Annotated in this window: 14 protein-coding genes and 1 pseudogene; 11 read left to right on the top strand and 4 right to left on the bottom strand. The window is 64.7% G+C overall.

Features of this window, described 5'->3' with window-relative positions; genetic code table 11:
• Positions 1-76: 76 nt before the first annotated feature.
• The 11 genes and pseudogenes from Q5H92_RS04040 to Q5H92_RS26610 all read left to right on the top strand — a co-directional run bounded on the left by Q5H92_RS04040 (position 77) and on the right by Q5H92_RS26610 (position 21119).
• The gene (locus Q5H92_RS04040) at positions 77-2161 is read left to right on the top strand and encodes a DUF2264 domain-containing protein (protein WP_305010198.1); all 2085 of its coding nucleotides are present in this window, start codon (positions 77-79) and stop codon (positions 2159-2161) included.
• A gap of 274 nt (positions 2162-2435) precedes the next feature.
• A pseudogene (locus Q5H92_RS26615) lies at positions 2436-2807 on the top strand (glycoside hydrolase); the annotation flags it as partial.
• A gap of 97 nt (positions 2808-2904) precedes the next feature.
• Positions 2905-3996 (top strand): glycoside hydrolase, encoded by a 1092-nt coding sequence (locus Q5H92_RS04035; protein ID WP_369811111.1) that lies wholly within the window; start codon positions 2905-2907, stop codon positions 3994-3996.
• Positions 3997-4141: 145 nt separating this feature from the next.
• Entirely contained in the window at positions 4142-6247 is a 2106-nt protein-coding gene (locus tag Q5H92_RS04030; protein WP_305010197.1) for a glycoside hydrolase family 43 protein, read from the top strand.
• Positions 6248-6289: 42 nt separating this feature from the next.
• Positions 6290-7849: an alpha-N-arabinofuranosidase gene (locus tag Q5H92_RS04025; RefSeq protein ID WP_305010196.1), complete on the top strand. Its 1560-nt coding sequence runs from the start codon at positions 6290-6292 to the stop codon at positions 7847-7849.
• Positions 7850-8018: 169 nt separating this feature from the next.
• A complete protein-coding gene (locus Q5H92_RS04020; RefSeq protein WP_369811110.1) occupies positions 8019-9020 on the top strand; it encodes a glycoside hydrolase family 43 protein in 1002 nt (333 codons plus the stop codon).
• Positions 9021-9354: 334 nt separating this feature from the next.
• A complete protein-coding gene (locus Q5H92_RS04015; protein WP_305010195.1) occupies positions 9355-14277 on the top strand; it encodes a glycosyl hydrolase in 4923 nt (1640 codons plus the stop codon).
• Between the two features lie 82 nt (positions 14278-14359).
• Entirely contained in the window at positions 14360-14611 is a 252-nt protein-coding gene (locus Q5H92_RS04010) for a PID-CTERM protein-sorting domain-containing protein (protein WP_305010194.1), read from the top strand.
• A 338-nt stretch (positions 14612-14949) separates the two neighbouring features.
• Complete coding sequence (gene lacZ / locus Q5H92_RS04005) at positions 14950-18135, top strand: beta-galactosidase, LacZ type (protein ID WP_305010193.1); 3186 nt, start codon at positions 14950-14952, stop codon at positions 18133-18135.
• Positions 18136-18643: 508 nt separating this feature from the next.
• The gene (locus tag Q5H92_RS04000; protein ID WP_305010192.1) at positions 18644-18931 is read left to right on the top strand and encodes a hypothetical protein; all 288 of its coding nucleotides are present in this window, start codon (positions 18644-18646) and stop codon (positions 18929-18931) included.
• A gap of 16 nt (positions 18932-18947) precedes the next feature.
• A complete protein-coding gene (locus tag Q5H92_RS26610) occupies positions 18948-21119 on the top strand; it encodes a BNR-4 repeat-containing protein (protein WP_369811109.1) in 2172 nt (723 codons plus the stop codon).
• A 221-nt stretch (positions 21120-21340) separates the two neighbouring features.
• Here Q5H92_RS26610 and Q5H92_RS03985 read toward each other — a convergent pair whose 3' ends face one another.
• The 4 genes from Q5H92_RS03985 to Q5H92_RS03970 form a co-directional block, all read right to left on the bottom strand.
• Positions 21341-22573: an NADP-dependent isocitrate dehydrogenase gene (locus tag Q5H92_RS03985; RefSeq protein ID WP_305010191.1), complete on the bottom strand. Its 1233-nt coding sequence runs from the start codon at positions 22571-22573 to the stop codon at positions 21341-21343.
• Positions 22574-22732: 159 nt separating this feature from the next.
• Positions 22733-23680 carry an SGNH/GDSL hydrolase family protein gene (locus tag Q5H92_RS03980; protein WP_305010190.1) on the bottom strand — a complete coding sequence of 316 codons (948 nt, stop codon included), beginning with the start codon at positions 23678-23680 and terminating at the stop codon, positions 22733-22735.
• A 143-nt stretch (positions 23681-23823) separates the two neighbouring features.
• Positions 23824-24882, bottom strand: a complete 1059-nt coding sequence (locus Q5H92_RS03975) for an alpha/beta hydrolase (protein WP_305010189.1) — start codon at positions 24880-24882, stop codon at positions 23824-23826.
• Between the two features lie 220 nt (positions 24883-25102).
• Complete coding sequence (locus Q5H92_RS03970) at positions 25103-26404, bottom strand: glycoside hydrolase family 5 protein (RefSeq protein WP_305010188.1); 1302 nt, start codon at positions 26402-26404, stop codon at positions 25103-25105.
• Positions 26405-26444: the final 40 nt, after the last annotated feature.

Raw genomic sequence — 26444 nt, 5'->3', positions numbered from 1 at the left:
GGCTATTTGCCGAAAATGGCCCCGCCGGCCCCTTCCCGGCGGGGTACCTTTGAAATAACTTCTCTGCTCTGATTACGTGCGCTTTTCCTCGCCTTTCCCACCCGCTCGTTCGTTTTTAGTTGCCGCACTGGCCGGGCTGGCGGTTGGGTCGGCCCATGCCCAGCCCGCCGCGCCGGCTGCCTTCGATACCCACGTAGCCCCGGCTGCCACCAAGCTGCCGCTGTTCGAGGTGCAGCGGCCCGACCGGCAGCTCAGCCCCTTCACCGGCATGACGCGCCGGCACTGGCAGGACGCCGCTCGCTACCTGCTCACGGGCGCCTTCAGCTACGTGCACACGCTGGACGACCCCATGCAGTTCCCCAAGCAGCCCGGCAAAAGCTACCCACGCAACGCCGGTCAGGTGCCCACCGAAAAGCTCGAAGGCCTGTGCCGCACGCTGTTCATGGCCGCGCCGCTGCTCAAGGAAGAGCCGGGCCTGACGCTGAACGGCGTGCGCGTGGGCGACTACTACCGCCACCAGCTGGCCCAGCTGGTGAACCCGGCCAGCCCGAGCTACATCCGGCCCCGCGCCAAGGACGGCGGCCCCAGCCAGATTCTGGTGGAGTTCGGCGGGCTGAGCGTGGCCCTGTTCGCGGCGCCCGAAATCCTGTGGGACCCGCTGCCCGCCGCCACCAAGGAAGCCCTGGCCGCCACCATGCTCAGCTACGGCGACGGGCCCACCGTGCCGCAGAACTGGCGCTACTTCAACATCTTCATTCTGAGCTTTTACAAAAGCCGGGGCTACGCCGTCAATGAGAAGTTGATGGAGGAATACCTGCAAAAGCAGCTGGCCCACTACAAGGGCGAGGGCTGGTACGACGACGCGCCCACCTTCGACTACTACAGCATGTGGGCCTTCCAGATGTATGGCCGGCTGTGGAGCGAGTACTACGGGCGCCAGCACTACCCCGCCGTGGCGGCGCAGCTGGCGGCCAATTTTGCCCCGCTCAAGGATAATTATCCCCGCCAGTTCGGGCGCGACGGCAGCATGATAATGTGGGGCCGCAGCATTAGCTACCGCTTCGCGGCGGCGGTGCCCTTCCCGCTCATGGGCCTGCAGCCTGAGGCCGGCACCAACTTCGGCTGGATGCGGCGCATTGCCTCCGGCTCGGTGCTGCAGTTTTTGCAGAACCCCGACTTTTTGCAGGACAACATCCCCACGCTGGGCTTCTACGGGCCGTTCGAGCCGGCCGTGCAGGCGTACAGCTGCCGGGGCAGCGTGTTCTGGCTGAGCAAGGCCTTTCTGGGCCTGCTGGTGCCGGCCACCAGCCCGTTCTGGACGGCCACCGAGAACGAGGGGCCGTGGGCCAGCGAGATGAAGCCCGGCACGGTGTTCAACCAGTTCGAGCCCGGCCCCAACTTCCTCATCACCAACTACCCCAACAGCGGCACGGCCGAAATCCGCAACGCCCCGCGCCAGCCGGCCAGCGACGCCAACCGCGGCAACGAGAACTACAACCGCTTGAGCTACAACAGCGCCTTCCCCTGGCAGGCCGACGGCCCCCACGGCGAAGTGGCCATGAGCTACGTGGCTCAGGGCAAAGACGGCCAGTGGGAGGCGTTGCGCTTCTACACCTTCCGCCAGTTCGAAAACGGCGTGTACTACCGCGATGCCGAGCTGGAAAAAAACAAGGCCGTGAAGCTGCAGCTGGCCGAAATGCCCCTACCCGACGGCATCCTGCGCGTGGACCAGTGTCAGGCCACCGAGGCCACGCCGCTGCGCCTGGGCCACTACGCCCTGCCCGCCCTCAGCGGCAACATCAAGCGCAGCACCCGCCGCCTGCACGGCCGCGAGGTGCAAATCATCGACAACGGCACCTGGCAGCTGGCCCTGGTATCGCTCAGCGGCTGGGACCGCCTCGAAGACGTGGACGCCACCGGCCTGAACCCCGTGCGCCCCGCCAGCACCGTACTCAACGCCGTGGGTACCGCCCCGGCTGGCGCCCCGCAGCTCTACGCCACGCTGATGCTCTGGAAGAAGTCGGGCCGGAAATGGACCGATGCCGAGCTGGAGCCCGTGAAGCAGGTAGCAACCGATGCCACGGGCGGCGCGGTCGTGACGTTGGCCGACAGCAGTACCCGCATTATCACCTTTAAATCAGTTTCTGATTCAACCAAATAACGAACGTACGGCCTTCAAATCAGCGTGACGCAGGCATACGGGCCTGCTGAGTGAGACCACGCGGCGGCGCACCCAAGCCGCCGTTGGCCGCGAGGAGGTGGGACTTTAAACGGCCACTGATGCGGGGCCGTGCGTTCGTAAGTTTTGAGTAGGGGCGGGGCTCGCCCCCGCCCGGCTATTCGCGCCTTCCCAATGGCATCGTTCAACGTCAGGGCGGAGGCCGGCCCCACCCCCTATATCGTTCTGCCGGCTCATTCAGTCCCAAACCGTTCACATGCAGGCACTGCGCTTTCCCTTCGTTGCCCGGCTGGCCCTTGTAGCTGCTCTGGCCGCCACGCTGCCAGCCGCTGCACAAACCCCGGCTGGCGCGGTGGTCACGGTGCGTATCGACGACACCAAGCCCCAGCAGACCATCGCCCACTTCGGCGCTTCGGATGCCTGGGCCTGCCAGTTTGTGGGCAATTGGCCGGCGGCTAAAAAAGAGGCCATTGCCGACCTGCTGTTCAGCACCGGCACCGGGCCGGGTGGGCAGCCTCGGGGCATCGGGCTGTCGCTGTGGCGCGTGAACCTGGGGGCGGGCAGTGGCCAGCAGGGCGAACAAAGCGGCATCCGGGACGAGTGGCGGCGGGCCGAGTCGTTTCTGAACGCCGATGGGAGCTACGACTGGTCGCGCCAGGCGGGGCAGCAGTGGTTGGTTTATGCGGGCCGCCTGGCGGCGGGGCGTGCGCCGGTTTCTGGGCTTTATGAACAGTCCGCCCGTGGCCTTCACCACCAACGGCAAAGCCTTCGCCACCAACAAGCAGCCCAACCTGGAGCCCGCCCGCTACGACGATTACGCCGCCTATCTGGCCACCGTGCTGGATGGCCTGCGCCAAAAAACTGGCATCGCCCTCGACTACCTCAGCCCCGTGAACGAGCCGCAGTGGGACTGGAGCGACGGCAGCCAAGAGGGCAGCCCCTTCCGCAACGAGCAGGTGGCCGGCATCGCCAAAGCCCTGAGCCGCCAGCTGGTGGCCCACAAGCTGCCCACCCAGATTATAGTGCCCGAAGCCGGCAAGCTCGATTACCTGTATACGACGGCCGACAAGCCGGAGCGCGGCAACCAATTGGCCGCCTTCTGGGCCGACAGCACGGCCGTAACCTACCTCGGCGCCACGCCCCGCGTGGCCCGCATTGCGGCCGGGCACGGCTATTTTACCACTTCGCCTTACGCTTTGGCAGTGGGTGTGCGGCAGAAGCTGGCCGCCAAAGTGCAGGCCCTGCCCAAGCTGGATTTCTGGCAATCAGAATATTGCATCCTCAACGACAACGCGGGCGAAATAAACGGCAATGGCCGCGACTTGGGCATGACGCCGGCGCTGTACGTGGCCCGCGCCATCCACGCCGACCTGGCCGTGGCCAACGCCACCTCCTGGCAGTGGTGGCTGGCCGTGTCGCCCCATGACTACAAAGATGGCCTCGTGTACACCGACAAGAACAAGACCGACGGCCGCTACTACCCCAGCAAGCTGCTGTGGGCCCTGGGCAACTACAGCCGCTACCTGCGGCCGGGCGCCGTGCGTTTTTCGACTAGCCTCGATGCGCCGGCCGCTGGTGCGCTGCTGGTGTCGGCTTATCAGGATGCTAAAGACAAGAATCTGATAACCATCGTAGTAAATGATGCCGACGCGCCCGCCGACCTGCGCCTGGAGCTGGTGAAGCGCCGCCTCGGCGCGGGTCGTACATACGTCACGTCCGCCAACGCCGACCTGCAGCCCGGGCCCGCGGTGGCGGCTGGCCAGGTTTTGCACGTCGCGGCGCGCTCCATCACCACGCTGGTGAGCGAGCTGCGCTAGTTTTGGTTGGCAGCGGACAGCAGGGACTAAAAAACACGCGCAACTGGTATCCACACACTCAAAGCGTTGCTGCCGCAGAAGTACGTCAACCAACTCCATAAAACAGCAACGCTTCGATAAGTCAGGGTGCTGCATTCACAATTTCATGCCTCGTAAACTCCTGACCTTTTTGCTTTTGCTGACGGCCGCGCTGCCCGCCGTGGCGCAGCGAACCAAGGCCCCGGCCTTTCTGCAAAACCCCACCTGGACTTCGGACAACGGCAACGGCACCTTCACCAATCCGCTGTTTTACGACGAGTTTTCGGACCCCGACCTCATTCGCGTCGGCACCGACTACTACCTCACCGGCACCACCATGCACGCCATGCCCGGCCTGCCGGTGCTGCATTCCAAAGACCTGGTGAACTGGACCTTCCTGACCTACGCGGCGGGCACGCTGGATTTCGGCCCCGCCTACCGGCTGGAAGAAGGCAAGAGCATTTACGGGGGCGGTATCTGGGCACCGAGCTTCCGCTACCACAACGGTACGTTCTACATCTTCACCAACGTGAACGGGCGCAAAACCCAGCTCTACACCGCCACCAACCCGCGCGGCCCCTGGACGCACACGGAGTTGAAAAAGTCGTTTCACGACCTCTCGGTGCTGTTTGACGACGACGGCAAAGTGTACGTGGTGTGGGGCTACGAGGACCTGCACCTGGCCGAGCTGACCGACGACCTGACCGACATCCGGCTCGGCTCGGAGCAAATTATTGTGAGTAAAGGTAGCGGAGCAGGGGAGGGCTGCCACTTCTACAAGATTGACGGCAAGTACTACATTACCAGCACCGTGTACGACCCGCTGTGCTACCAGGTGTGCCTGCGAGCCGACAACTCGCGCGGCCCCTATCAGGTGCAGGTGATGAGCGCCGAGGAAAACCTGGGCTTCGGCAGCGGCTACGCGCTGGCCGGCGGCAGCCAGCCACCCTTCAAGCTCAATCCGCCGGTGCCGAACCTGGTGCGCAGCATCACGCTGCACCAGGGCGGCATTGTGCAAACGCCAGCCGGCGAGTGGTGGGGCTGGTCGATGATGGACCACAACTCCGTGGGCCGCCTCACCTGCCTCTCGCCCGTGACCTGGCAGAACGGCTGGCCCTACTTCGGCCTGCCTGGCAACTTCACCCGCACCCCCGTCACCTGGATTAAGCCTAACACCGGCGCCACCGAGGCGCCCCACGCGCCCTACCGCCGCAGCGACGACTTCGCGGCCGCCACCCTGCAGCCCGTGTGGCAGTGGAACCACGCGCCCACCGCCGGCCGGTGGTCGCTGGCCGAGCGCCGGGGCCACCTGCGCCTACATTCGCTGCCCGCGCCCGACTTCTGGCAGGCCCGCAACACCCTGACGCAGCGCGCCATCGGCCCGGAATCGGTGGTGACGACGGAGGTGGATTTGAGCAAGCTGCAGGCCGGCGACGTGGCCGGGCTGGCCCTGCTGAACTGGCCCTACGCCTGGCTGAGCGCGGCCCGCACCGCTACCGGCCTGGAGCTGCGCCAGTACGACCACGTGACCGGCCAGACGGCCCGGCAGCCGCTCGCCGGCGCCCACCTGTGGCTGCGCGCCAGCTGCAACTTCGACACCGAGAAAGCCCGCTTCAGCTACAGCCCCGACGGGCGCACCTTCACCGAGCTGGGCCCGGAATGCACGATGGTGTTTCAGCTGCGCACCTTTCAGGGCGTGCGCTATGGGCTGTTCAATTTTAATACGCTGGGCCAGGCGGGCGGCTACGCCGACTTCAACACCTTCGAGGTGGCCGAGCTGCGGCCGCGCGGCCTCACGCGGCCCATCCCATACGGCCAGGAAATCAAGCTAACGAGCCTGGCCGACAGCGCGGTGCTGGTGAGCTGGAAGAACTTCGTGCGCCCGGTGCCGGCCCGCGACAAGCTGGCCGCCGACGGCCCCACCAACCGCTTTCGGGTGGTGGACCGGGGCCAGGGCCGGGTGGCGCTGCAGTCGGTGGCCACCGGCGGCTGGGTGACGGTGCGCGGCCTGGGCGGCATGGCCGAAGTACGCCTCGAAAAAGAAGCGCAGGGCGACGCCTCCCTGTTTCAGTGGCAGGACATGCAGCGCGGCGACCTGATGCTGCAGTCGCTGCTGACGCACCGCTACCTCTTCGCCGACCCGCACGCGGGCAGCTTGTGCTCGGCTGACGCGCCCGGCACCCGCCCCGACCGCCGCGACGGCGCCTGCTTTGCCTGGGTGGCGCTGCCCTAACTTGTCCGCCTCCTTCGACTATTCATCCTGCTTTCTGACCCAATGCCTGATTTTTCCCTTGGCCGTTTCACGGCCGTTCTTTCCCTAGCCGCCGCGCCGCTGCTGGCCCAGGCCCAAACCGTGCAGCTCACCGTGCAGCCCGGCAACCCGCAGCTTATTATCAGCAAGCACATTCAGGGGCAGTTTGCCGAGCACCTGGGGCGCTGCATCTACGACGGCTTTTGGGTAGATGAGAAGCTGAACGTACCCAAGCAGGGCCGCATTCGGATGGACGTGGTGCAGGCGTTGCAGAAAATCCACGTGCCCAACCTGCGCTGGCCCGGCGGCTGCTTCGCCGATACCTACCACTGGCACGACGGCGTGGGCCCCGCCGCCCAGCGCCCCAAGATGCTGAATCTGTGGTGGGGCAACACCCTGGAAGATAATAGTTTCGGCACGCACGAGTTTCTGGAATTATGTAAGCTGCTCGGCACCGAGCCCTACCTGGCCGCCAACGTGGGCAGCGGCACCGTGCAGGAAATGGCCGGCTGGATGGAATATCTGAACTCGAACGAGGACACGCCCCTGGTGCTGGAGCGCCGCCGAAATGGCCACCCCGAGCCCTACAAGGTGAGCTGGTGGGGCATCGGCAACGAAAGCTGGGGCTGCGGCGGCAACATGACCGCCCAGTACTACACCGACGTGTACAAGCGCTACGCCACCTTCGCCCACGACTACCCCGGCACCAAGCTCAAGCGCATCGTGAGCGGCGCCAACGGCGACGACGCCAACTGGACGGAGACGTGTATGAAAAACATCCCGCTCAACCAGATGTGGGGCCTCACCCTGCACCAGTATACCCTGCCCACCGGCAGCTGGAGCGGCAGCAAGGGCAAGGCCACCGGCTTCGGCGAGGACCAGTACTTCAGCACCCTGCGCAACTGCTTGCGCATGGACGCCATCGTGGCCCGCCACGCAGCCATCATGGACAAGTACGACAAGGACAAGCGCGTGGCCCTGCTGGTGGACGAGTGGGGCGTGTGGACCGATGTGGAGCCCGGCACAAACCCCGGCTTCCTCTACCAGCAAAACTCGCTGCGCGACGCGCTGGTGGCCGGCACTACGCTCAACATCTTCAACAACCACTGCGACCGGGTGAAGGGCGCCAACCTGGCCCAGGCCGTGAACGTGCTGCAGGCCGTCATCCTTACCGACAAGGAAAAGATGCTTCTCACGCCCACCTACCACGTTTTCGACCTCTACCAGGTGCATCAGGACGCCGAGTTTCTGCCCGTGCAGTTCGCCAGTCCCGACTACGTGTTCGGCAACGAAAAAATCCCGGCCCTGAACGCTTCGGCCTCGAAGGACAAAACCGGCGCCGTCCACATTTCCCTCGTCAACCTCGACCCCAACAAGCCCTTGACTCTGGAAACCGCCCTGCCCGGCGTGAGCTGGAAAACCGTGACCGGCCGCGTGCTCACCTCAGCCAAAATCAACGACTACAATACTTTCGACAAGCCCAATGCCGTGGCGCTGGCTGACTTCAAAGGCGCCAAAAAGAAGGGCGACAAGCTGGCCGTGACGCTGCCGGCCAAGTCGGTGGTAGTGCTGGAGTTGAAGTAGGAGGAGCACGGCGGTGCGGCCGGGCGCCTCACCCCCTGACCCCCTCTCCTGAGGGAGAGGGGGCACCGGACTTGCGCGGTTAGGAATCGTTGAACGCACCCCCTCTCCCTGAGGAGAGGGGGCCGGGGGGTGAGGCGCCCGTCAGAGCTACTAGAGTAACTATATGAACATGAGTCTGAAAAACAACTGGCTGGCCTTCCTATTCGCCATCCTGCTCCCCGCCATCGCCGCCGCCCAGCCGGCCCGCCCCGTCCGCCTGCAGGTGCCGCTGGATTCCATTCACCTGAGCGACCCGTTTATTCTGGCCGATAAAAAGACGCACCTCTACTACATGACCGGCACGGGCGGCCTGCTCTGGAAAAGTCGCGATATGAAGCGCTGGGACGGCCCTTACCCAGTGGCTCAGCCCGACCCGGCCTCCTGGATGGGCCCGAAACCCATGATTTGGGCCGCCGAAATCCACCCCTACAAAGGCAGGTATTACTACTTCGCCACCTTCACCAACGAGGCCCTGAAAATCAGCGCCAAGGATGGCCGCCAGCTGGACCGCCGGGCCTGCCACGTGCTGGTGAGCGACCGGCCCGACGGCCCCTATAAGCCCATGCAGGACGCCACCTACCTGCCCGCCAACCGGCTGACGCTGGATGCCACACTGTGGATTGATAAGGACAAGAAGCCCTACTTGGTGTACTGCGACGAGTGGCTGAACGAGATGAACGGTACCGTCGAGAAAATCGCCCTCAAGCCCGACCTGAGCGGCACGACGGGCGAGGCCCAAGTGCTATTCCGCGCCAGCGACTCGCCCTGGAGCCGCGAGGACCCGCGCTCCGGCCCCGTGCGTCCCAATAAAGTGACCGACGGCCCTTACGTTTTCCGCACCGGCACCGGCCGCCTCGGCATGGTCTGGACCAGCTGGATATACGACGTGTACACGCAGGGCGTGGCCTACTCCACCAGTGGCACCCTGGCCGGCCCCTGGACGCAGGAGTCCAACCCCATCACGCCGCCCAACTTCGGCCATGGCATGCTGTTCAAGTCCTTCGAGGGCAAGACGCTGATGGCCATTCACAGCCACCGCAGCGAGGGCGGCCGCTACATCCGGGTGCCTCACTTGTTTGAAGTCGATTTGACCGGCGACAAGCTGGTGGTGGGCAAGGCGTATCGGCCGTGAGGAGAGGGGTGGGGCAGACGAGAGAGGAGAATAACAAGAACGTCATGTCGAGCGCAGCCGAGACATCTCGCGTGCCGAAGTAATCAAACCCGTTTTCACGATTGAGTTACTACCACACGCGAGATGTCTCGGCTGCGCTCGACATGACGTTCTCAGTTCGACATGACGTTCTTATCAGTCTAAAAATCAGGGGGTGAATATGCCCCCTTTTTTTACGTGAAATGACCCCGGTACTGGGCAAGAGGTGAGGGTAGTATTGTCTGGCGAAAGCAAGGCCGGGTTGAAACCGGCGGCCGCCTGACGTTTCCACTTCCACCATTTTTCCCACCCAGCAATGGCAAACCTTTCCCCTGCGCGGGCGCTCTGGCGGCGCCCTGTTTCTCTGTTACTAACCCTAGCCTGGGCCTGGCTAAGCGCCCCGGCCGCCCGGGCCCAGTCGACGGCCAACGACCTGACGGCCGCCTGGCTCGGCACCATCGACCAGGCCAACCTGCAGGTGACCGGCCTGCCCGCCAACGGCCGGGTGGCGCAGCTGCTGTCGGGTGCCCGGGCCTCGGCCGGCGCGAGCATCAAAGTGGTGAATGCGGCCGGCGTGCCGGTGGCCAAGGCCACGGTGCTTGGCAGCGGCCTGAGCGTGCTGGTGACGGCCGCCAGCGGCGCCCAGAAAAGCTACGCCCTGCAAGCCGGCGGCGCGGCCCTGCCGGTGCAAACCATCAGCAACGCGCCGAGCAGCACGCAGACCAGCATCACCAACAGCATCCTGAGCATCAGCGGCAACTCGGAGTACCACATCACGGGCAGCAACCCGCTGCCGGGCACGATGATAGATATGCAGGGCGAGGACGTGTGGCTGTACTTCGAGGGCGTGAAGCCGTCGAAATTCAACCAGCGGCTGCTGGCCCAGGTGACCGTCAACGGGCAGCGCGCGCAACTTGATACCACCGTGCGCCTGGTGCAGTACCTGCAGGGCTGCGTGCTCATCAGCCAGCCCGGCACCTACCAGCCGCTGGAGGCCTTCGCGAGCGCCAACTACGGCGGCAGCTCGATGAAATTCAACCAGTATGACTACTACAAGACGCCGGAGCTGGGCGCGTTCAACGACAACATCGGCTCGTTTAAGCTCAAGAAGGGCTACATGGCCACGTTTGCCGAAAACCAGGACGGCACGGGCTTCAGCAAGGTCTACATCGCACCCGATAACGACGTGACCATCAATACGCTGCCGCTGAGCCTGCAGGGCCGCACCTCCCTGGTGCGCGTGCTACCCTGGCGCTGGGTGAGCAAGAAGGGCTGGTGCAGCGCCCCGCTGCTCGGCGACTCGCTGCATATGACCTGGAACTACAACTGGAACAACAACGGCAACTCGACCCTCGACGCGGAGTACGTGCCCATTCGCCAGACGCAGTACTGGCCGGCCTTCAGCATCACCAACGCCAAGAAGAACGTGACGCACTTCCTGGGCTTCAACGAGCCCAACACGGCGTCGCAGTCCAACATGAGTGTGAACCAGGCCATTGCGGCCTGGCCGGGCCTGATGCAGTCGGGCCTGCGCCTGGGCTCGCCCGCGCCGACGGACGGGGGCGCCAACTGGCTCTACCAGTTCATGGACAAGGCCGACTCGGCCGGCTACCGCGTTGATTTTGTGGCGGTGCACTTCTACCGCGGCTGCCAGACGCCCCAGCAGTTTTATTCCTTCCTGAAAGCCATTTACGACCGCACCAAGCGGCCCATCTGGATTACGGAGTGGAACAACGGGGCCAACTGGACCACCTCGACCGGCTGCCCCAAGCCCACCTACGCCGAGCAGGCGGCCAAGATTCAGGGCTTCGTGACGATGCTCGACACGGCCCGCATTGTGGAGCGCTACTCGCTGTACCAGTGGGTGGAAGACACCCGCAAGCTGTTCGTGAACGACGGCGACCCCACCAGCATCACGCCGGCCGGCATCGTGTACCGCGACAAGATTTCGCCGATGGCCTTCAACCCCAACCTCGTGCCGCCCACCGTGAGCGTGCCCGTGCCCATTCCCTTCCAGCGCGGCAACCTGGTGGTGACGCGCTACGGCAGCGCCACCTGGACCGGCGGCACCGGCGTGACCCTGCCCGCCTTCATCGACGAGGTGGTGCCCATGAACAGCACGCTCTACACGGCGGGGCAGTTTATCCGCAGCGTGACCATCCCGACGGGCAGCTACGGGCCGAATTTCGGCTACGTGGGCTCGGCCATGAAAGCCAACGCCGACGGGGCCATCGGCATCTCGCCCGACCGCACCAAGATGGCCATTTCGGGCTTTAGCTCGGCCACCGGCAACGGCAACGTGAACGGCGGCACCTCGCCCCGCGTGGTGGCCATTCTCGATGCCGAGGGCAACCTCGACACCCGCACCGGCTTCTCGGACGGCAACAGCCAGCCCATGCGCACGGCCACCGTCACGGACAGCGCCACGGTGTACATCGCCTACGGCAACAACAGCTACGGCCTGCGCCACGCCTCGCTGCCCCGCACCCTGACCAGCGTGCCGCAAACCCGCACGGGCGTCACGGTTTTCCCCACCATCAGCCTCAAAAAGCTGGGCGTGTACGAAGGCAGCATGTACTTCACCACCTCCACCGTGCCGGGCGCGTCGTCCACTTCGGGCGGCCCCGTGGCGCCCACTACCACCAAGGTGATGCGCCTCAGCGGCCTGCCGGGCCGGGCCTCCACGCCCGCCACGCTGCCGGGCCTGCCGGCGCCGTCGTCCACGTCGCAGCCGGGCGGCTTCGTCATGTTTGACGTGAACCCCAGCGTGCCGGGCTTCGACCTGTTGTATTACACCGACGACACGCCCACGCCCACGCTCAACAAGTACACCTTCAACGGCACCACCTGGACGGCGCGCGGCACCTACGCCATTACGGGCCTGAACGACAACCTGCTGCGCGACATGACCGGCACGCTGGTGCGCGGCGTGCCCACGCTCTACGGCGTGAGCTACACCTCCATTGTGCGCCTCGAAGACCGGTCCACGACCTACACGCTGGCCAACACGGCCTTCACCAACACGCTGAACGTGACGCAAACGGTGCTGAGAAACAACGCCACCAGCACCACCTACGCCTACCGCGGCATTGCCTTCACGCCCGGTACCCGCGACTCGCTGTATGTGCGCGTGCCCCAGACCATTACGTTCGGCGCCATTTCGGACAAGGCGATGGGCGCGCCCGATTTCTACCCCACCGCTACCAGCACCTCGGGCCTGCAGCTGGGCTACGCGACTTCCGATTTGAACGTGGCCACCGTGAACAACGGCCTCGTGAGCATCGTGGGCCCCGGCACGGCCACCATTACCGTGAGCCAGCTGGGCGACTTCAAGTACCTGGCCGCCGCGCCGGTGTCGCGCACCTTCACCGTGCTCAGCGACCTAACCGTAGTGGCCGGGCAGCAGATGACGATGGCCGCGCCCGCTACCTACGGCAACGTGCTGGTGCAGGGCGAGTTGACCCTGAGCGCCCCGCTCACGGCGGCTGGCACCATCACCGTGGCCGGCGGCGGCATGCTGAGCACCGGCTGCCAGCCCATCACGGGCGCGGCCGATTTTAAAGTGGAAGCCGGCGCCGAATTGCGCGTGTGCGACGCGGCGGGCCTCATGCCCACCGGCACCATGAGCGGCGCGGTGCAAACCACCGGCACCCGCACCTTCAGCCCCGATGCCACCTACGGCTACATGGGCACCCAGGCGCAGCAAACCGGTGCCGGCCTCCCCGCCCAGGTACGCGCCCTGCTGGTGCAAAACCCGGCCGGCGTGGCCCTGAGCGCGCCCCTGCGCGTGGCCCAGCTCGTGCGCCTCACCCAGGGCGACCTCAACCTGGGCAGCCAGCCACTCACACTGCTCTCGGAAGCCAGCGGCACGGCCCTGGTGGACAACACCGGTGGCGTGGTGAACGGCACCGTGACCATGCAGCGCTACCTCGACCCCAGCCTGAACCCCGGCCCCGGCTACCGCCACTACAGCGCCCCGGTGAGCAGCACCACCGTGGCCGACTTGAGCACCAGCACCTTCGCCCCGGCCGTGGCCGGCAGTACGTTCCCCACCGTGTACGGCTACGACCAGAGCCGCCTGACGGCCGCCGCCAACTTCTTCGACCAGGGCTGGGTGGCTCCGGCCTCGCTGAGCACCCCGCTGGCCGTGGGCCAGGGCTACACCGTGAACATCGGCGGCACCGAGCTGGTCGATTTCGTGGGCACGCTCAACAACGGCCCCCTCAATCTGAACCTATCGCGCGGCGTGCCCTCCGAAGCCGGCTGGCAGCTGCTGGGCAACCCCTACCCGGCCCCCCTCGACTGGAGCACCGTGACGGTGCCCGCCGGCCTCGGCAATGCCATGTACGTGTACCAGAGCACCGGCCAGTACGCCGGCAGCTACCGCAGCTTCGCCAACGGCATCGGGCAGTCGCCGCTGATTCCGGCGGGCCAGGGCTTCTTTGTGCGGGTGAGCACGGCGGGCGCCACGCCCACGCTGGCCCTCACCAACGCCAACCGCGTCACCACCTTCGGCGCCCAGCCGGCCATGCAGCGCACCGCCGAAACCCGCCCGCTGGTGCAGCTGCAGCTGAGCGGCACTAATGGCGTGTCCGATGATGCCTACGTGTACTTCGAAGCCGGCGCCACGGCCGCGGCCGATGCCCGCTACGATGCCCACAAGCTGCGCAACGTAGGCCCCAAAGCCCTGAACGTCTTCTCGCTGGCGGCCGGCACCGAGCTGAGCATCAACGGCCTTCCACAGCCGGGCGCGCAAAGCCTGGTAGTGCCGCTGGGCGTGGCCATGCCCCAGGCCGGCACCTACACCCTGCGCGCCGCGCAGCTGCTGAACCAGACCGGTAGCGTATCGCTCCGCGACGCGCTGACCGGCACCGTGACGCCGCTGACGGCCCAGGCCACCTACCGCTTCTCAGTAGCTGCCGGGGCTTCGGCCACGGGTCGTTTCGAGCTGCTGTTTGGTCCGCAACAGGTGCTGAGCACTGCCAGCGCCCTCAGCCAGCAGGTCACGCTTTTCCCCAACCCGGCCCACGGCGAGGTGCAGCTGACCCTGACTTCGGCCCTGCAATCGGAAGTGCTGCAAGCCGAGGTGCTGAATGCGCTGGGCCAAACGGTGCTCACCCGCACGCTGCCGGCCGGCGCGCTTCGCACGCTGCCGCTCGGCGGCCTGGCCACGGGCGTGTACACGGTGCGCATGCTGAGCCGCCAGGGCGTCATCAGCAAGCGCTTGGTGGTGCAATAGCCTTTTAGTAGCTGAGTTATCCCTAAACAGCTGCGGCTGTTTGGGGATAACCAGCCTTTTGCTCATGCTTTTCCCCATTACTATGTTTTGCAATTCACCTTTTGGCCGGCGGGCTTTGCTGGCGGCCGGCCTGTTGCTGGGTGCTGCCACCTTGCCCACCGCCCAGGCGCAGCCCGGCTCCGGCGGGCCCGGGCCCGGTACTCCTACAACGCCAACCAACCCCACCGACGTGCCGCTGGACGGCGGCGCTTCCTTGCTGCTAGCTTCGGGCGTGGGCTACGGCCTGGCCCGGCTGCGGCAGGCGCGGGCCGCGAAGAAGACGGTAGGTGCTTAACTGATAGAACAAGGGCGCTATCATTCAGGGCTGGTTGACTTCGCGTCGGCCAGCCCTTTTTGGTTTTGGGGAGAGCTGCCTGAACGACGTAGGGGCGGGGCTTGCCCCCGCCCGTCGTTGAACGAAATCGTGGACATGGCGCCCGCGTCCGGGCGGGGGTGAGCCCCGCCCCTACGTCGTTCAGGCGGTTTTAATGGATGCCGCCCGAAAACTACCCCTCTATTTACCAAAATGTCCCCCCTGACCGAAAAGCCGCGGCGGTAGTATTGTGCTGCTATTACTGCCCCGTTGATTCTATAAAACAAGCCCTGGCTGCGCACCTCTTTTCCACCCTGTCTATGTCCGTTTTTCAGTACCTGACCGCCGCCGCGCTCCTGACCGGCGGCGCGGCCCTGGCCCAGTCGGCCCCGCCCAACGAGTGGGAAAATCCGCAGGCTGTCGACCAGAATAAGGAGAAAGCCCACGCCAGCTTCATGGTGTATGACAAGGCTGCCGACGTGGCCGCCAACAACTACGCCCGCTCGCCCTACTACCAGAGTCTGAACGGCACCTGGAAATTCAACTACGCGCCCCGGCCCGACCAGCGGCCCACGGATTTCCAGCGGCCGGGCTTCAACGACGCGGGTTGGAAAACCATTGCCGTGCCCTCCAACTGGGAGATGCAGGGCTTTGGCGTGCCCATTTACACCAACATCACCTACCCGTTTCCGCGCAACCAGCCGTTCATCGATGGACGCGACAATCCGGTGGGCACTTACCGGCGCAGCTTCACGGTGCCGGCCGGCTGGGCGGGGCGGGAGGTGCTGCTGAACTTCGGCTCCATCTCGGGCTACGCGGTGGTGTTCGTGAACGGGCAGCGCGTGGGCATGAGCAAGGTGGCCAAGTCGCCGGCCGAGTTCGACATCACGCAGTACCTCAAGCCGGGCGAAAACGCGCTGGCCGTGCAGGTGTTCCGCTGGCACGACGGCTCCTACCTGGAAGACCAGGACTTCTGGCGCGTCTCGGGCCTCGACCGCGACGTGTCGCTCTACAGCCTGCCGAAGCAAACCATTTGGGACTTCTTCGCCCATGCCGACCTCGACCCCAGCTACAAAAACGGCCAGTTTTCGGCCGACGTGACGCTGCGCAACTTCGCTGCAACAGCCACTGCGCCGACTCGCCTCACCGTGGAGGTTTTAGACCCCAACGGCAAAACTGTGTTGCGTCAGCAGCAGTCCGTGCCTTCAATTGTAGGAAATGTCAGCTCGAATGCCAGTGGCACCCAGACGGTGAAGCTGGCCGGCACCATCAAAAACGTGCGGCCCTGGAGCGCCGAAATCCCCACGCTCTACCAGTGCCGCCTCACGCTGGAGGACGCGCAGGGCAAGGCGTTGGCCGTGACGGGCTGCGCGCTGGGCTTCCGCCAGGTTGAAATCAAAAACGCCCAGCTCATGGTGAACGGCGTGCCCGTGGAAGTGCACGGCGTGAACCGCCACGAGTGGGAGCCCACCACGGGCCGCGTGGTGACCGAGGCCGGCATGCGCAAGGATTTGGAGATGATGAAGCGCTTCAACGTCAATGCGGTACGCACCAGTCACTACCCGAACGACGAGCAGTGGTACCGCCTCTGCGATGAGCTGGGTATGTACCTCGTGGACGAGGCCAACATCGAAACCCACGCCTACGGCGCCGAATTGCAGGGCGGTTTCGACAAGAGCAAGCACCCGGCCTACCTGCCCGAGTGGAAGGCCGCTCACCGCGACCGCATCGACCGGCTGGTGGAGCGCGACAAAAACCACCCTTCGGTCATCATCTGGAGCCTGGGCAACGAGTGCGGCAACGGCCCGGTGTTCCACGAAGCCTACACCTGGCTGAAGCAGCGCGACCCCAGCCGCCCCATTTCCTTCGAGCAGGCCGGCGAGGACGTGAACACCGACATCGTGGCCCCGATGTACCCGTGGATGGGCTCGATGAAGAAATACGCCGAGGCCACCGACAAGAAGCGCCCCTACATCATGTGCGAATATGCCCACTCGATGGGCAACGGCCAGGGCAACTTCCAGGAGTACTGGGACTTGATTCGGGCGCACCCGCACATGCAGGGCGGCTTTATTTGGGACTGGGTCGACCAGGGCATCCCGGTGAGCAACTACGGCGCGCCCTTCTGGGCCTACGGCGGCGACCTGGGCGGCTACAACCTGCAAAACGACGAAAACGGCTGCGCCGACGGCCTCGTGACCGCCGACCGCCGGCCCCACCCCGGCCTGTACGAGGTGAAAAAGGTGTATCAAGATATTCGGTTCAGCGCCGCGCAGCCCGCTTCGGGCCGCGTCACGGTGCTCAACGGCTTTTCCTTCAAAAATCTGGATAACTACGCCTTCCGCTGGGAAGTACTGAAAAACGGCGTGGCGGTGAAAACCGGCACTTTCGCCGCCAAGGCATCTCCGCGCCAGCAGCAGGAAGTGAAGCTGGACCTGCCCAAGCTCACGTCGGAGCCCGGCGCCGAATACGTGCTCAACGTCTTCGCCCACACCAAAGCGGCCGAGTCGCTGCTGCCGGCCGGCCACGAGGTGGCCCGCGAGCAGTTCCGCCTCACGCCCGCTGCCGCCTATTTCACGCGCCCAGCGGTGGCTGCCACCGGCCTGCAAATCAAGCGCGAAGGTGATAAGTTAACCTTCACTTCGGGCGAAGTGAGCGGCGAATTCAATACTGCCCAGGGCCGCCTGAGCAACTACCGGCGCGGCAGCAACCAGGTCATCGGCCAGTACCCGGAGCCTTATTTCTGGCGCGCGCCGACTGATAACGACTTCGGCAGCAACATGCCGCAGCGGCTGGGCGTGTGGCGCACGGCCCACGCGGCCCGCAAGGTGCAGCGCGTGACGGTGGGGGAGGAGTCGGCCGCCGGCCTGCCCATTAAGGTCGAGTACCTGCTCACCGACATCAACGTGCCCTATACCGTGGCCTACCTCATCCATCCCGACGGTGCCGTGAACGTAACCGCCTCCATGGACATGACCGGCCGCGACCTGCCCGAGCTGATGCGCTTCGGGATGCGCATGGAACTGCCCGGCCGCTACAGCAACCTCAGCTACTACGGCCGCGGCCCCTGGGAAAACTACCAGGACCGCAACACCGCCACCTTCCTGGGCGTGTTCCGCGACTCGGTGCGCAACCAATACCCGAACGTGTACATCCGCCCGCAGGAGGCTGGCTACCATACCGATGCCCGCTGGCTCGCCCTCACCAACGCCACCGGCCAGGGCCTGCGCATCGAAGGCGCCCAGCCACTCAGCTTTAGCGCCCTCGACGTGCGCACCGAAGAGCTGGACCCCGGCCTTACCAAAAAGCAGCAGCACACCAGCGACGTGAAGCGCCACGACCGGGTATTCCTGAACGTGGACCTGAAGCAGCGCGGCGTGGGCGGCGACAACAGCTGGGGCGCCTACCCCCACGACCAATACCGCCTGCTCGACAAGCAGTACAGCTACAGCTACACCCTGCGGCTGGTGGACGAGAAAGCGCCGCAGGCGGGGGCGGGTATGTAAAAGCGCGGCACTTCGCATCTCGTAGTTGAACGACCGGTACCTTGTCGGTCAGACATCATTTTCAAGGTGATGTCGTTCAACCGCGGGCGCGAAGTGTCGCGTCCCTGCCCTATTCCTGCTCACCGCTAACGACTTCGCCATGCGCCACCACTGGATTCCCTCGCTGCTTCTGACTACTTGTTGCTTGGCTTGGCTACCGAGTATGGCGCAACCAGCAGCAGTAGCGCCCATTGCCCCTAAGTTGGCGACCGTTTTGCCGGATGCTTTAGTGCACCAGAGCGTGGCGGTCACTCCGCAGCCACCGGATGCAAGGCCGGCGCCAGCGGCTGCTATGGTACGCCCGATTGCTGCACCGGGTCCGTTGGCGCTCTTAAATTCTTCGATTGTCATCGACCTTGCTACCCCGGCAATTAACCCGAATGACATTGACAAGCTGAGGATTTACAAAGGCGCCGATGCGCCGCCGCAGTGGCGTCCGCTTGCGACTTATGGCATTATCGATATCACGATGAAACGCAAGGCGAAGCTGAAAGTGACCAGCCGCACTCTCGCCCAGCTTGGGCGTAGCCTGGCCTTATCGGGCACCGTCAGCTACGCAATTAATGGCATGCCGGTGGCCGAAACCAAGCTGCGCATTGCCAACGACGCCATTGCGCGCATCGACATCACACGGGCCGTGGGTTCGAGTTCCGATGTGCTGGTTGATGTTCGGATTACCAACCGTACCCCGCCGCCCCCCGCGCCCGACCCGTCCGGGAAGCCCCGGATTATGATTCGCGGCACGGCCTCGCTCTAAATCACCTACTTACTTGATGCGTCCTTTTCAATTTGCCGGTTGCCTGTTGCTGACGCTCGTAAGCGGCGCCCTTTTTCAATCTAAGACGGCGCAGGCCCAAACGCCCGTCGGCCTGGGCTGGGCGAAGAACAACGTGAACGGCGCGGTGTTCCGCAAAAACTCCGTGGTGACGCAGGGCCGTGACCAATACACCGCCTACTACGACTCGACCGGCTACGTAACGCTGGCCAAGCGCCGCCTGCCCGCCGGCCCCTGGCAGGTGCAGCGCACTGCTTACAAGGGCAATGTAAAGGACGCCCACAATGTCATCAGCCTAATGGCCGACGGCGCGGGCTACCTGCACCTGAGCTTCGACCACCACAACAACCCCCTGCGATACTGCCGCGGCAAAGCGCCCGGCTCGCTCGAAATGGGCCCGCTCGAAGCCATGACCGGCCAGCAGGAGCAGAAGGTGAGCTACCCCGAGTTTCATCGTTTCCCCGGCGGCGACGTGCTGTTTATGTACCGCGACGGCGGTTCCGGCAACGGCAACCTCGTGCTGAACCGCTACGCGGTGAAAACCCGGCAATGGACGCGCCTGCACAGCGTGCTCATCGACGGCGAAGGCAAGCGCAACGCCTACTGGCAGGCCTGCATCGACGCGCGGGGCACCATCCACGTCTCCTGGGTGTGGCGCGAAAGCCCCAACGTGGCGTCCAACCACGACATGGCCTACGCCTGCTCGAAAGATGGCGGCCAAACCTGGCAGCACAGCACCGGCGAAGCCTACCTCCTGCCCATCACCGAAAGCAGCGCCGAGTATGCCGCCCGCATCCCCCAAAACAGCGAGCTGATTAATCAGACGGCCATCACGGCCGACGCGGCGGGCACGCCGTACATCGCCACATATTGGCGGCCGGCCGGCACGCAGGTGCCGCAGTACCAGCTGATATACAAGGACGGCAAAGCGTGGAAAACCGTGCAGGTCAGCCAGCGCACCACGCCGTTCAGCCTGAGCGGGGTGGGCACGAAGAAGATTCCGATTGCGCGCCCGCAGCTGCTGGTTTCGACGCAGAAAGGCCGCACGGCTGCCTATTTGCTCTACCGCGATGCCGAGCGCCAAGACCTCGCCTCCGTGCTGCAATGCCCCGACCTCGCCCAGAACCAGTGGACGCCCGCCGACCTCACCGCCAGCTCCGTGGGCAACTGGGAGCCCAGCTACGACACCGAGCGCTGGAAGTCCGAAGGCATTCTCAGCCTCTTCGTGCAGCGCACCGGCCAAGGCGATGGCGAAACCCTGGAAAACCTGGCCCCGCAGCCCGTGTACATCCTGGAATGGAAGCCTGGCCAACCCGTGCAGCCGGCCAGCATCGGCGCCGTGACCACGCCGGGCGCCCCGGCTGGCGGCGTGAAAAAGGCTAGTGGCGCTCAAGCCGCCGCGCCGTCCTACGACGGTTGGAAACTGGTGTGGGCCGACGAGTTCAACACGCCCGGCGCGCCCGACCCGAAGAGCTGGCAGTTCGAAACCGGCTTCGCCCGCAACCACGAGCTGCAGTGGTACCAGCCCGACAATGCCCGCGTGGAAGGCGGCTACCTCGTCATCGAAGCCCGCCAGGAAACCCGGCCCAACCCCAACTACAAAGCCGGCAGTACCGACTGGCGCACCAGCCGCCCCAGCATCGAGTACACCTCGGCCAGCCTGAACACCCACGGCAGGCAGCAGTGGCAGTACGGCCGCTTCGAGATGCGCGCCCGCATCGACGCCCGCTCCGGCCTGTGGCCCGCCTTCTGGACGCTGGGCGTGGACAAGCCCTGGCCGAGCAACGGCGAAATCGACATCATGGAGTACTACAAAGGCAACCTCCTGGCCAACGTCGCCTCCGGCACCACCCAGCCCTACACCGCCAAATGGCACTCCGAAACCAAGCCCGTCGCCAGCTTCGCCGACCCCGCGTGGAGCCAGAAATTCCATGTCTGGCGCATGGACTGGGACGAGAAAGCCATCCGTCTCTACGTCGACGACCTGCTGCTCAACGAAACCCTGCTCACCAATACTGTGAACCAGGACGGCACCCAGTTCAACCCCATGATGCAGCCGCACTACGTGTTGCTCAATCTCGCCCTGGGCGGCGACAACGGCGGCCCACTCACGGGCACCACCTTCCCCAGCCGCTACGAAATCGACTACGTGCGGGTGTACCAGCGGTGATTTTGGTCATCTTAAGGCAGCTTCGGCAGATGTAGGGGCGGGGCTTGTCCCCGCCCGACTATTGGCGCCGTCTCAACTATTTCGTTCAACGGCCGGGCGGGGGCAAGCCCCGCCCCTACGTCGTTCTCCTGCCCACTGGCGTGAAGCTGGGGGCCCCGTCCGCACAAAAAAAAGGCCCCTGCCAATCGACAGGGGCCTTTTTATACAAAACCAAGCAGAAATTACTTCGCCAGCTTGGCTTTCAAATTCTCGTCCAGCGCGGCCAAGAACTCCTCGGTGTAGAGGTAGTCGCGGCCGTGCTCTACCTTGTTGCCGTGGATGCAGACGGCCAGGTCCTTGGTCATTTTGCCGCTTTCCACGGTTTCGATGCACACCTGCTCCAGCGCCTGGCAGAAGTCGATGAGCTCTTGGTTGCCGTCGAGCTTGCCGCGGAACTCCAGGCCGCGCGTCCAGGCAAAAATCGACGCAATCGGGTTGGTGCTTGTGGGCTTGCCGGCCTGGTGGTCGCGGTAGTGGCGCGTCACGGTGCCGTGGGCGGCTTCGGCCTCCATGGTGCCGCCGTCTGGCGTCACCAGCGTGCTGGTCATCAGGCCGAGCGAGCCGAAGCCCTGGGCCACGGTGTCGGACTGCACGTCGCCGTCGTAGTTTTTGCAGGCCCACACGAAGTTGCCGTTCCACTTCAGCGCCGAGGCCACCATGTCGTCAATCAGCCGGTGCTCGTAGGTGATGCCGGCTTCCTTGAACTTGGCCAGGTAATCGGCTTCGTAAATCTCCTGGAAGATGTCCTTGAAGCGGCCGTCGTATTTCTTCAGGATGGTGTTTTTGGTGCTCAGGTACAGCGGCCAGCCCTTCATCAGGGCTTGGTTGAAGCAGGCGTGGGCGAAGCCGCGAATGCTTTCGTCGGTGTTGTACATGGCCAGGGCCACGCCGTCGGACTTGAAGTTGAACACCTCAAACGACTGCGCCTCGCCGCCGTCTTCGGGCTGGAAGGTGATGGTGAGCTTGCCCTTGCCCTTGGTCACGAAATCCGTGGCGCGGTACTGGTCGCCGAAGGCGTGGCGGCCGATGCAAATCGGGGCCGTCCAGTTAGGCACCAGGCGGGGCACGTTGCTCATCACAATGGGCTCGCGGAACACCGTGCCGTCCAGAATGTTGCGGATGGTGCCGTTCGGCGACTTCCACATCTGCTTGAGGTTGAATTCCTTTACCCGCTCCTCGTCGGGGGTGATGGTGGCGCACTTGATGCCCACGCCGTACTGCTTGATGGCGTTGGCCGCGTCGATGGTCACCTGGTCGTTGGTTTCGTCGCGGTACTCGATGCCCAAGTCGTAGTATTTGATGTCGAGGTCGAGGTAGGGCGTAATCAGCTTGTCCTTGATGAACTTCCAGATGATGCGCGTCATTTCGTCGCCATCGAGCTCCACTACGGGATTGGCTACCTTAATTTTAGTCATTAGTAAGGGCTTGAGTAAGATGTTGTTGGTTGATGCGCAGCCAACGAAACCGGGGCCGGCGGCCGGCTGGCCGCGCCGCCCCCGCTTCATCGTGCGCTCTACAAAACTACAGCGGCCCGTTGCTGCGGCAGCATCGGCGCGCCCGAAGGCCCGAATTTTTCACTTCCGGCCAGCCTTTTTGGCCTCCCGCACCTGCTCGTAAGCCACGCGCTGCAAGGCCACGGCCTGGGCAGGCGCGAGGCCCAGCGCGGAGGCAGACTGCTCGGCGGCGCCCAGCTTGCGCGGGTCCTTGCCCGTGAGCTCGGCGAAGAGCACGCAGGCATTCAGGTAGGCGCCCGAGGCGCTGGGGTGGCGGCCGTCGGGCGCCCAGAGGTTCATTTTGCTGGCGTTGGGCGCGTAGGGGTTGGGCATGGCCGCGCCGCTCTGGATGGCGCGCAGCCAGGCATCGCCGGCCGGGGCCACGCCCGCGATGCGGCCGTCGCCCCGGGCCAGGCCGTAGTAGGCCGCGTGCAGGTCGCGGGTCATCGAATCGAGGGGCTGGCCGGCGTAGGTGGCGCCCGGCGTGTAGGTGAGCTGGGCATTGGCCCAGGTTTGGTAGAGGTAGACTTGGGCGCTGGGGTTGGCCTCGTGCACCGCCTGCTCCATCTTGGTGCCGTAGGTGACGAACCGCTCGGGCTGGCCGCCGTGGCGCGTTGGCAGCGGGCCGGTGCTGTGGTCGTGCATGACTACCACTTCCCACTTGGGCTGTTTGATGACGGCCAGCAGGCTGTCGTAGTGAAACTGCAACGACTGTCCGCTGAGGGCTTCAATATGCACCTCGTAGTTGAGCCCGGCCTCATCGGTCATCTTCTTGAAAATGCCGGGAATGCCGCCCCAGGGCCCGGGCTCGTTCAGGTACTGGCGGTAGCGCTGCCCGTGGCGGTTGGGCGTAAAGTTTTCGTCCGTGACGTTGGCCGCGTTGTAGTTGAGCACGGGAGGCCGGGCGCCGTGGAAAAAGCTGTTGCCCACGAACAGGATGACCGTGGGTTTCCTGGGTGGCTTAGCGGCTTGGGCGGCGGGGGAGAAGAGGGCGCCGGCTAGGAGCAAGAGGATGCGGGGAAGGCGCATAGAGGAATTGAGAACGATGTAGAGACGCAATATTTTGCGTCTCGTCGTTGCGGATGTTGTTTAATCTGCGCGGCCGTGAACGCCGAACGTTATGGTCCCGGTCGTTCAACGACGAGACGCAAGATATTGCGTTTCTGCCTCGTTCAATTGAAATCGAGGTGCTTGTCGAAAAACGGCAGCACGTGCTGGAACATCCGGCCGTCGTGACCCATGATGCGACTACCGTGCGTGCCCTCGTACTCCTCGGCCGTGTGGCGAATGCCGAACGACGAGAGCCACTGGCTAAAGGTGCGGCAGGTGGGCGGAATGTGCCGCACCTCGTCCTGCGCGCCCCAGTCGAAGGCGAGAGCCCGCAGCTGCCGCAGTGCGGCCGTGTGCGTGGGCAGCAAATAAGTGGGCGTGCCGGCCACCCAGCGGGCCAGCGCCGCATCGCGCCGGGCCAGGCTGTCGGCGCCCAATGAGCCGGGCAAGTCAGCCCCGAACAGCGGCGCTTTGGGATTGGGCGAGAAGGCCCGCGACACCGCCACCGTGGACAGTACCGGGTGGCTGCTCAGGGCCTCGGCGGCGCTCGTGGCGCGCAAGGCCTGGGACAGGCCCGGGCCCGGCAGGTAGCTGGGGTGCGGCCCCAGCAGCGCCGGGCTCAGCGCGTAGGCCGCCGCCCAGTTGCCGGGGTATTGTAGTGCCAGCCGCAGCGTGCCGCCGCCGCCCATGGAGTGGCCGGCCAGCCCGCGGCTGCCGGGCCGGGCCAGCGTCCGGAACTGCTTGTCGATGAAGGTAGTCAACTCGCGGGAGGTGAAGTCGCCCCACGGCCCGTTGGTGGCGGAGTTGACGTACCAGCTGCCGCCGAAGCGGGTTTGCTCATTGGGCACCACTACGATGAGCGGGCGGATTTTGCCTTCGGCAATGGCCTGGTCGAGCAGCGGCTTCATGCCGTCTTTGTTGAAAATTAGGCTGTCGTTCCAAGTGAAGCCGTGCAGGTAGTAGAGCACCGGGTAGCGCCGGGCGGGGGTGGCGTCGTAGCCGACGGGCAGGTACACGCTCACGCGGCGGCGCGGGTTTTCGCCGCCGGGGTTGCCGCGTAGCAGCTTGGAGTCGAGGTAGGTGACGACCACGCGGCCAGCCGGCGCGTTGATTTGGGCTTTAAGACCGGGGCTGCTGAGTAGCGTCAGCAGCAGGAGTAGCAACGGTAACGGGTGTTTCATTGGCGCATTTTGGCAGGTTTGGGACAAGCCAGAACGGTCATGCTGAGCGTAGCCGAAGCATCTCTACCGCTTTGTTGCCGGGGTGTCTCACCAAACCCTAGCGACGAAGCTTTTCAGCAGTCATTCGTTGCAGCGAATGGATTACTGCTGCGGTAGAGATGCTTCGGCTGCGCTCAGCATGACGTTCTTTTCTCGTTGTTCTTGTAGATTCTTTCGGAATTTACCTAACACCCTTTTGCAGCTCCGCCTTCAGCGCGGCGATGACGTCCGGGTTCGGCAGGCAATTCTGAAACTTGATGTTTTCCAAAATCTGGGGCAGCTCGGCGGCGTTTTTCACGTCCACGATATAGGGCGGCTTGATGCGTAGCAGGGCCGCAATGGGCTTGTCGTTGAAGCGCTTGTAGGTCCACTGGCACCAGCCGATGCCCACGCTGTTGAGGTTGTGAGCCGCATCGCCCATCCACTGCGCCGAGTTTTCGCCGGTTTCGCCCACCCAGACGGGCACGTTCTGGGTTTCGCGGAAGCGGAGCAGGTTGGCGATGGCGCCGAGCTGGTTGGCGTCGGGGTTGGTGGCGTCCAAGGCGTTGCTGAGTGGGTATTTGGGCAGGATGCTGTAGCGGTGCGAGTTGTACACCAGGTTCTGCTGGTGGGTGAAGGTGCGCTTTTCGATGGCGTTGTAGTTATTGCCGTAGCCGTTGCCTTCGAGCAGCAGCAGGTGCTGGTCGCCCTCGGCGCGCACCGTGTTGATGAGTCGTTCTAGCATGGCCTGAATGGGCGGGTTGCCGCCGGGCACGTTGTTGGGCTCGTTCACGAGGTCGTACATCGCAATGCGGCCGTCGTTCTTGTAGCGACGCGCCAGCGTGGCCCACAGCCCGTTGGTGATATCCTGAAACACGGGCTCTTTCCAAAAATCCAGCGGCTGCAGGGCGTCGGCAATGTTGGAGTCGGTGCCCTGGGCGCCGGGCGCGGCGTGTAAATCCAGCACCACGTAGAGCTTGTTTGCCGCGCACCAATACAGCGTCTTATCAATCAGGCGAATGGCTTCCAGCTGGGCCGGTTTCTGGAAAAGCTGGCCGGCTTGCTGCCACTGCTTCAGCTTAGCCACGTACTCCGCATACGGCACCGTGCCGCGGATGACGCCGTTGCGCACGGCCCGCTGCGGTGGCGTCAGAAACAAGTCGTAGTGTAGCGGCAGCCGGATGCAATTGAAACCTTGCTGCGCAATAAAGTCGATATCCGCCTTCGTGATGAAGTTGGTGCGGTAGCGCTGGTAGAATTTTTCCACCGCCGCGTCGCTCATGCCGGATTGGTAAAGCACCTTTTTCACCGCGCCCTGGGTGCCGCCGTAGCCGGGCTTCATCATGTAGCCTTCCTGCAACAGCCAGCCGCCCAGGTTCATGCCCTGCAGCAGCACCTCGCGGTTCTGGGCGTCCACGATTCTGGGGCCGTCGGCGCGGAGCAGGGGCGTTTGGGCGAGGGCGGGGAGGGCAAGCAGGGCCAGGAAAGCGGCGAGAAGCTTCATGCGCGGGTGAATTGTAGCGTGGACTCTGCGAGTCCGCGCA

This window comes from Hymenobacter mellowenesis (genome assembly GCF_030581005.1).
GTDB classification, from domain to species: domain Bacteria; phylum Bacteroidota; class Bacteroidia; order Cytophagales; family Hymenobacteraceae; genus Hymenobacter; species Hymenobacter mellowenesis.
This window is presented reverse-complemented; position numbering and strand designations above follow the sequence as displayed.

Bases quoted from the DNA above. Each gene is read 5' to 3' on its own strand.
- Q5H92_RS04035 (WP_369811111.1), top strand. From the start codon at position 2,905: ATGAACAGTCCGCCCGTGGCCTTCACCACCAACGGCAAAGCCTTCGCC.
- Q5H92_RS04030 (WP_305010197.1), top strand. From the start codon at position 4,142: ATGCCTCGTAAACTCCTGACCTTTTTGCTTTTGCTGACGGCCGCGCTG.
- Q5H92_RS04025 (WP_305010196.1), top strand. From the start codon at position 6,290: ATGCCTGATTTTTCCCTTGGCCGTTTCACGGCCGTTCTTTCCCTAGCC.
- Q5H92_RS04020 (WP_369811110.1), top strand. From the start codon at position 8,019: ATGAGTCTGAAAAACAACTGGCTGGCCTTCCTATTCGCCATCCTGCTC.
- Q5H92_RS04015 (WP_305010195.1), top strand. From the start codon at position 9,355: ATGGCAAACCTTTCCCCTGCGCGGGCGCTCTGGCGGCGCCCTGTTTCT.
- Q5H92_RS04010 (WP_305010194.1), top strand. From the start codon at position 14,360: ATGTTTTGCAATTCACCTTTTGGCCGGCGGGCTTTGCTGGCGGCCGGC.
- lacZ (WP_305010193.1), top strand. From the start codon at position 14,950: ATGTCCGTTTTTCAGTACCTGACCGCCGCCGCGCTCCTGACCGGCGGC.
- Q5H92_RS04000 (WP_305010192.1), top strand. From the start codon at position 18,644: ATGAAACGCAAGGCGAAGCTGAAAGTGACCAGCCGCACTCTCGCCCAG.
- Q5H92_RS26610 (WP_369811109.1), top strand. From the start codon at position 18,948: ATGCGTCCTTTTCAATTTGCCGGTTGCCTGTTGCTGACGCTCGTAAGC.
- Q5H92_RS03985 (WP_305010191.1), bottom strand. From the start codon at position 22,573: ATGACTAAAATTAAGGTAGCCAATCCCGTAGTGGAGCTCGATGGCGAC.
- Q5H92_RS03980 (WP_305010190.1), bottom strand. From the start codon at position 23,680: ATGCGCCTTCCCCGCATCCTCTTGCTCCTAGCCGGCGCCCTCTTCTCC.
- Q5H92_RS03975 (WP_305010189.1), bottom strand. From the start codon at position 24,882: ATGAAACACCCGTTACCGTTGCTACTCCTGCTGCTGACGCTACTCAGC.
- Q5H92_RS03970 (WP_305010188.1), bottom strand. From the start codon at position 26,404: ATGAAGCTTCTCGCCGCTTTCCTGGCCCTGCTTGCCCTCCCCGCCCTC.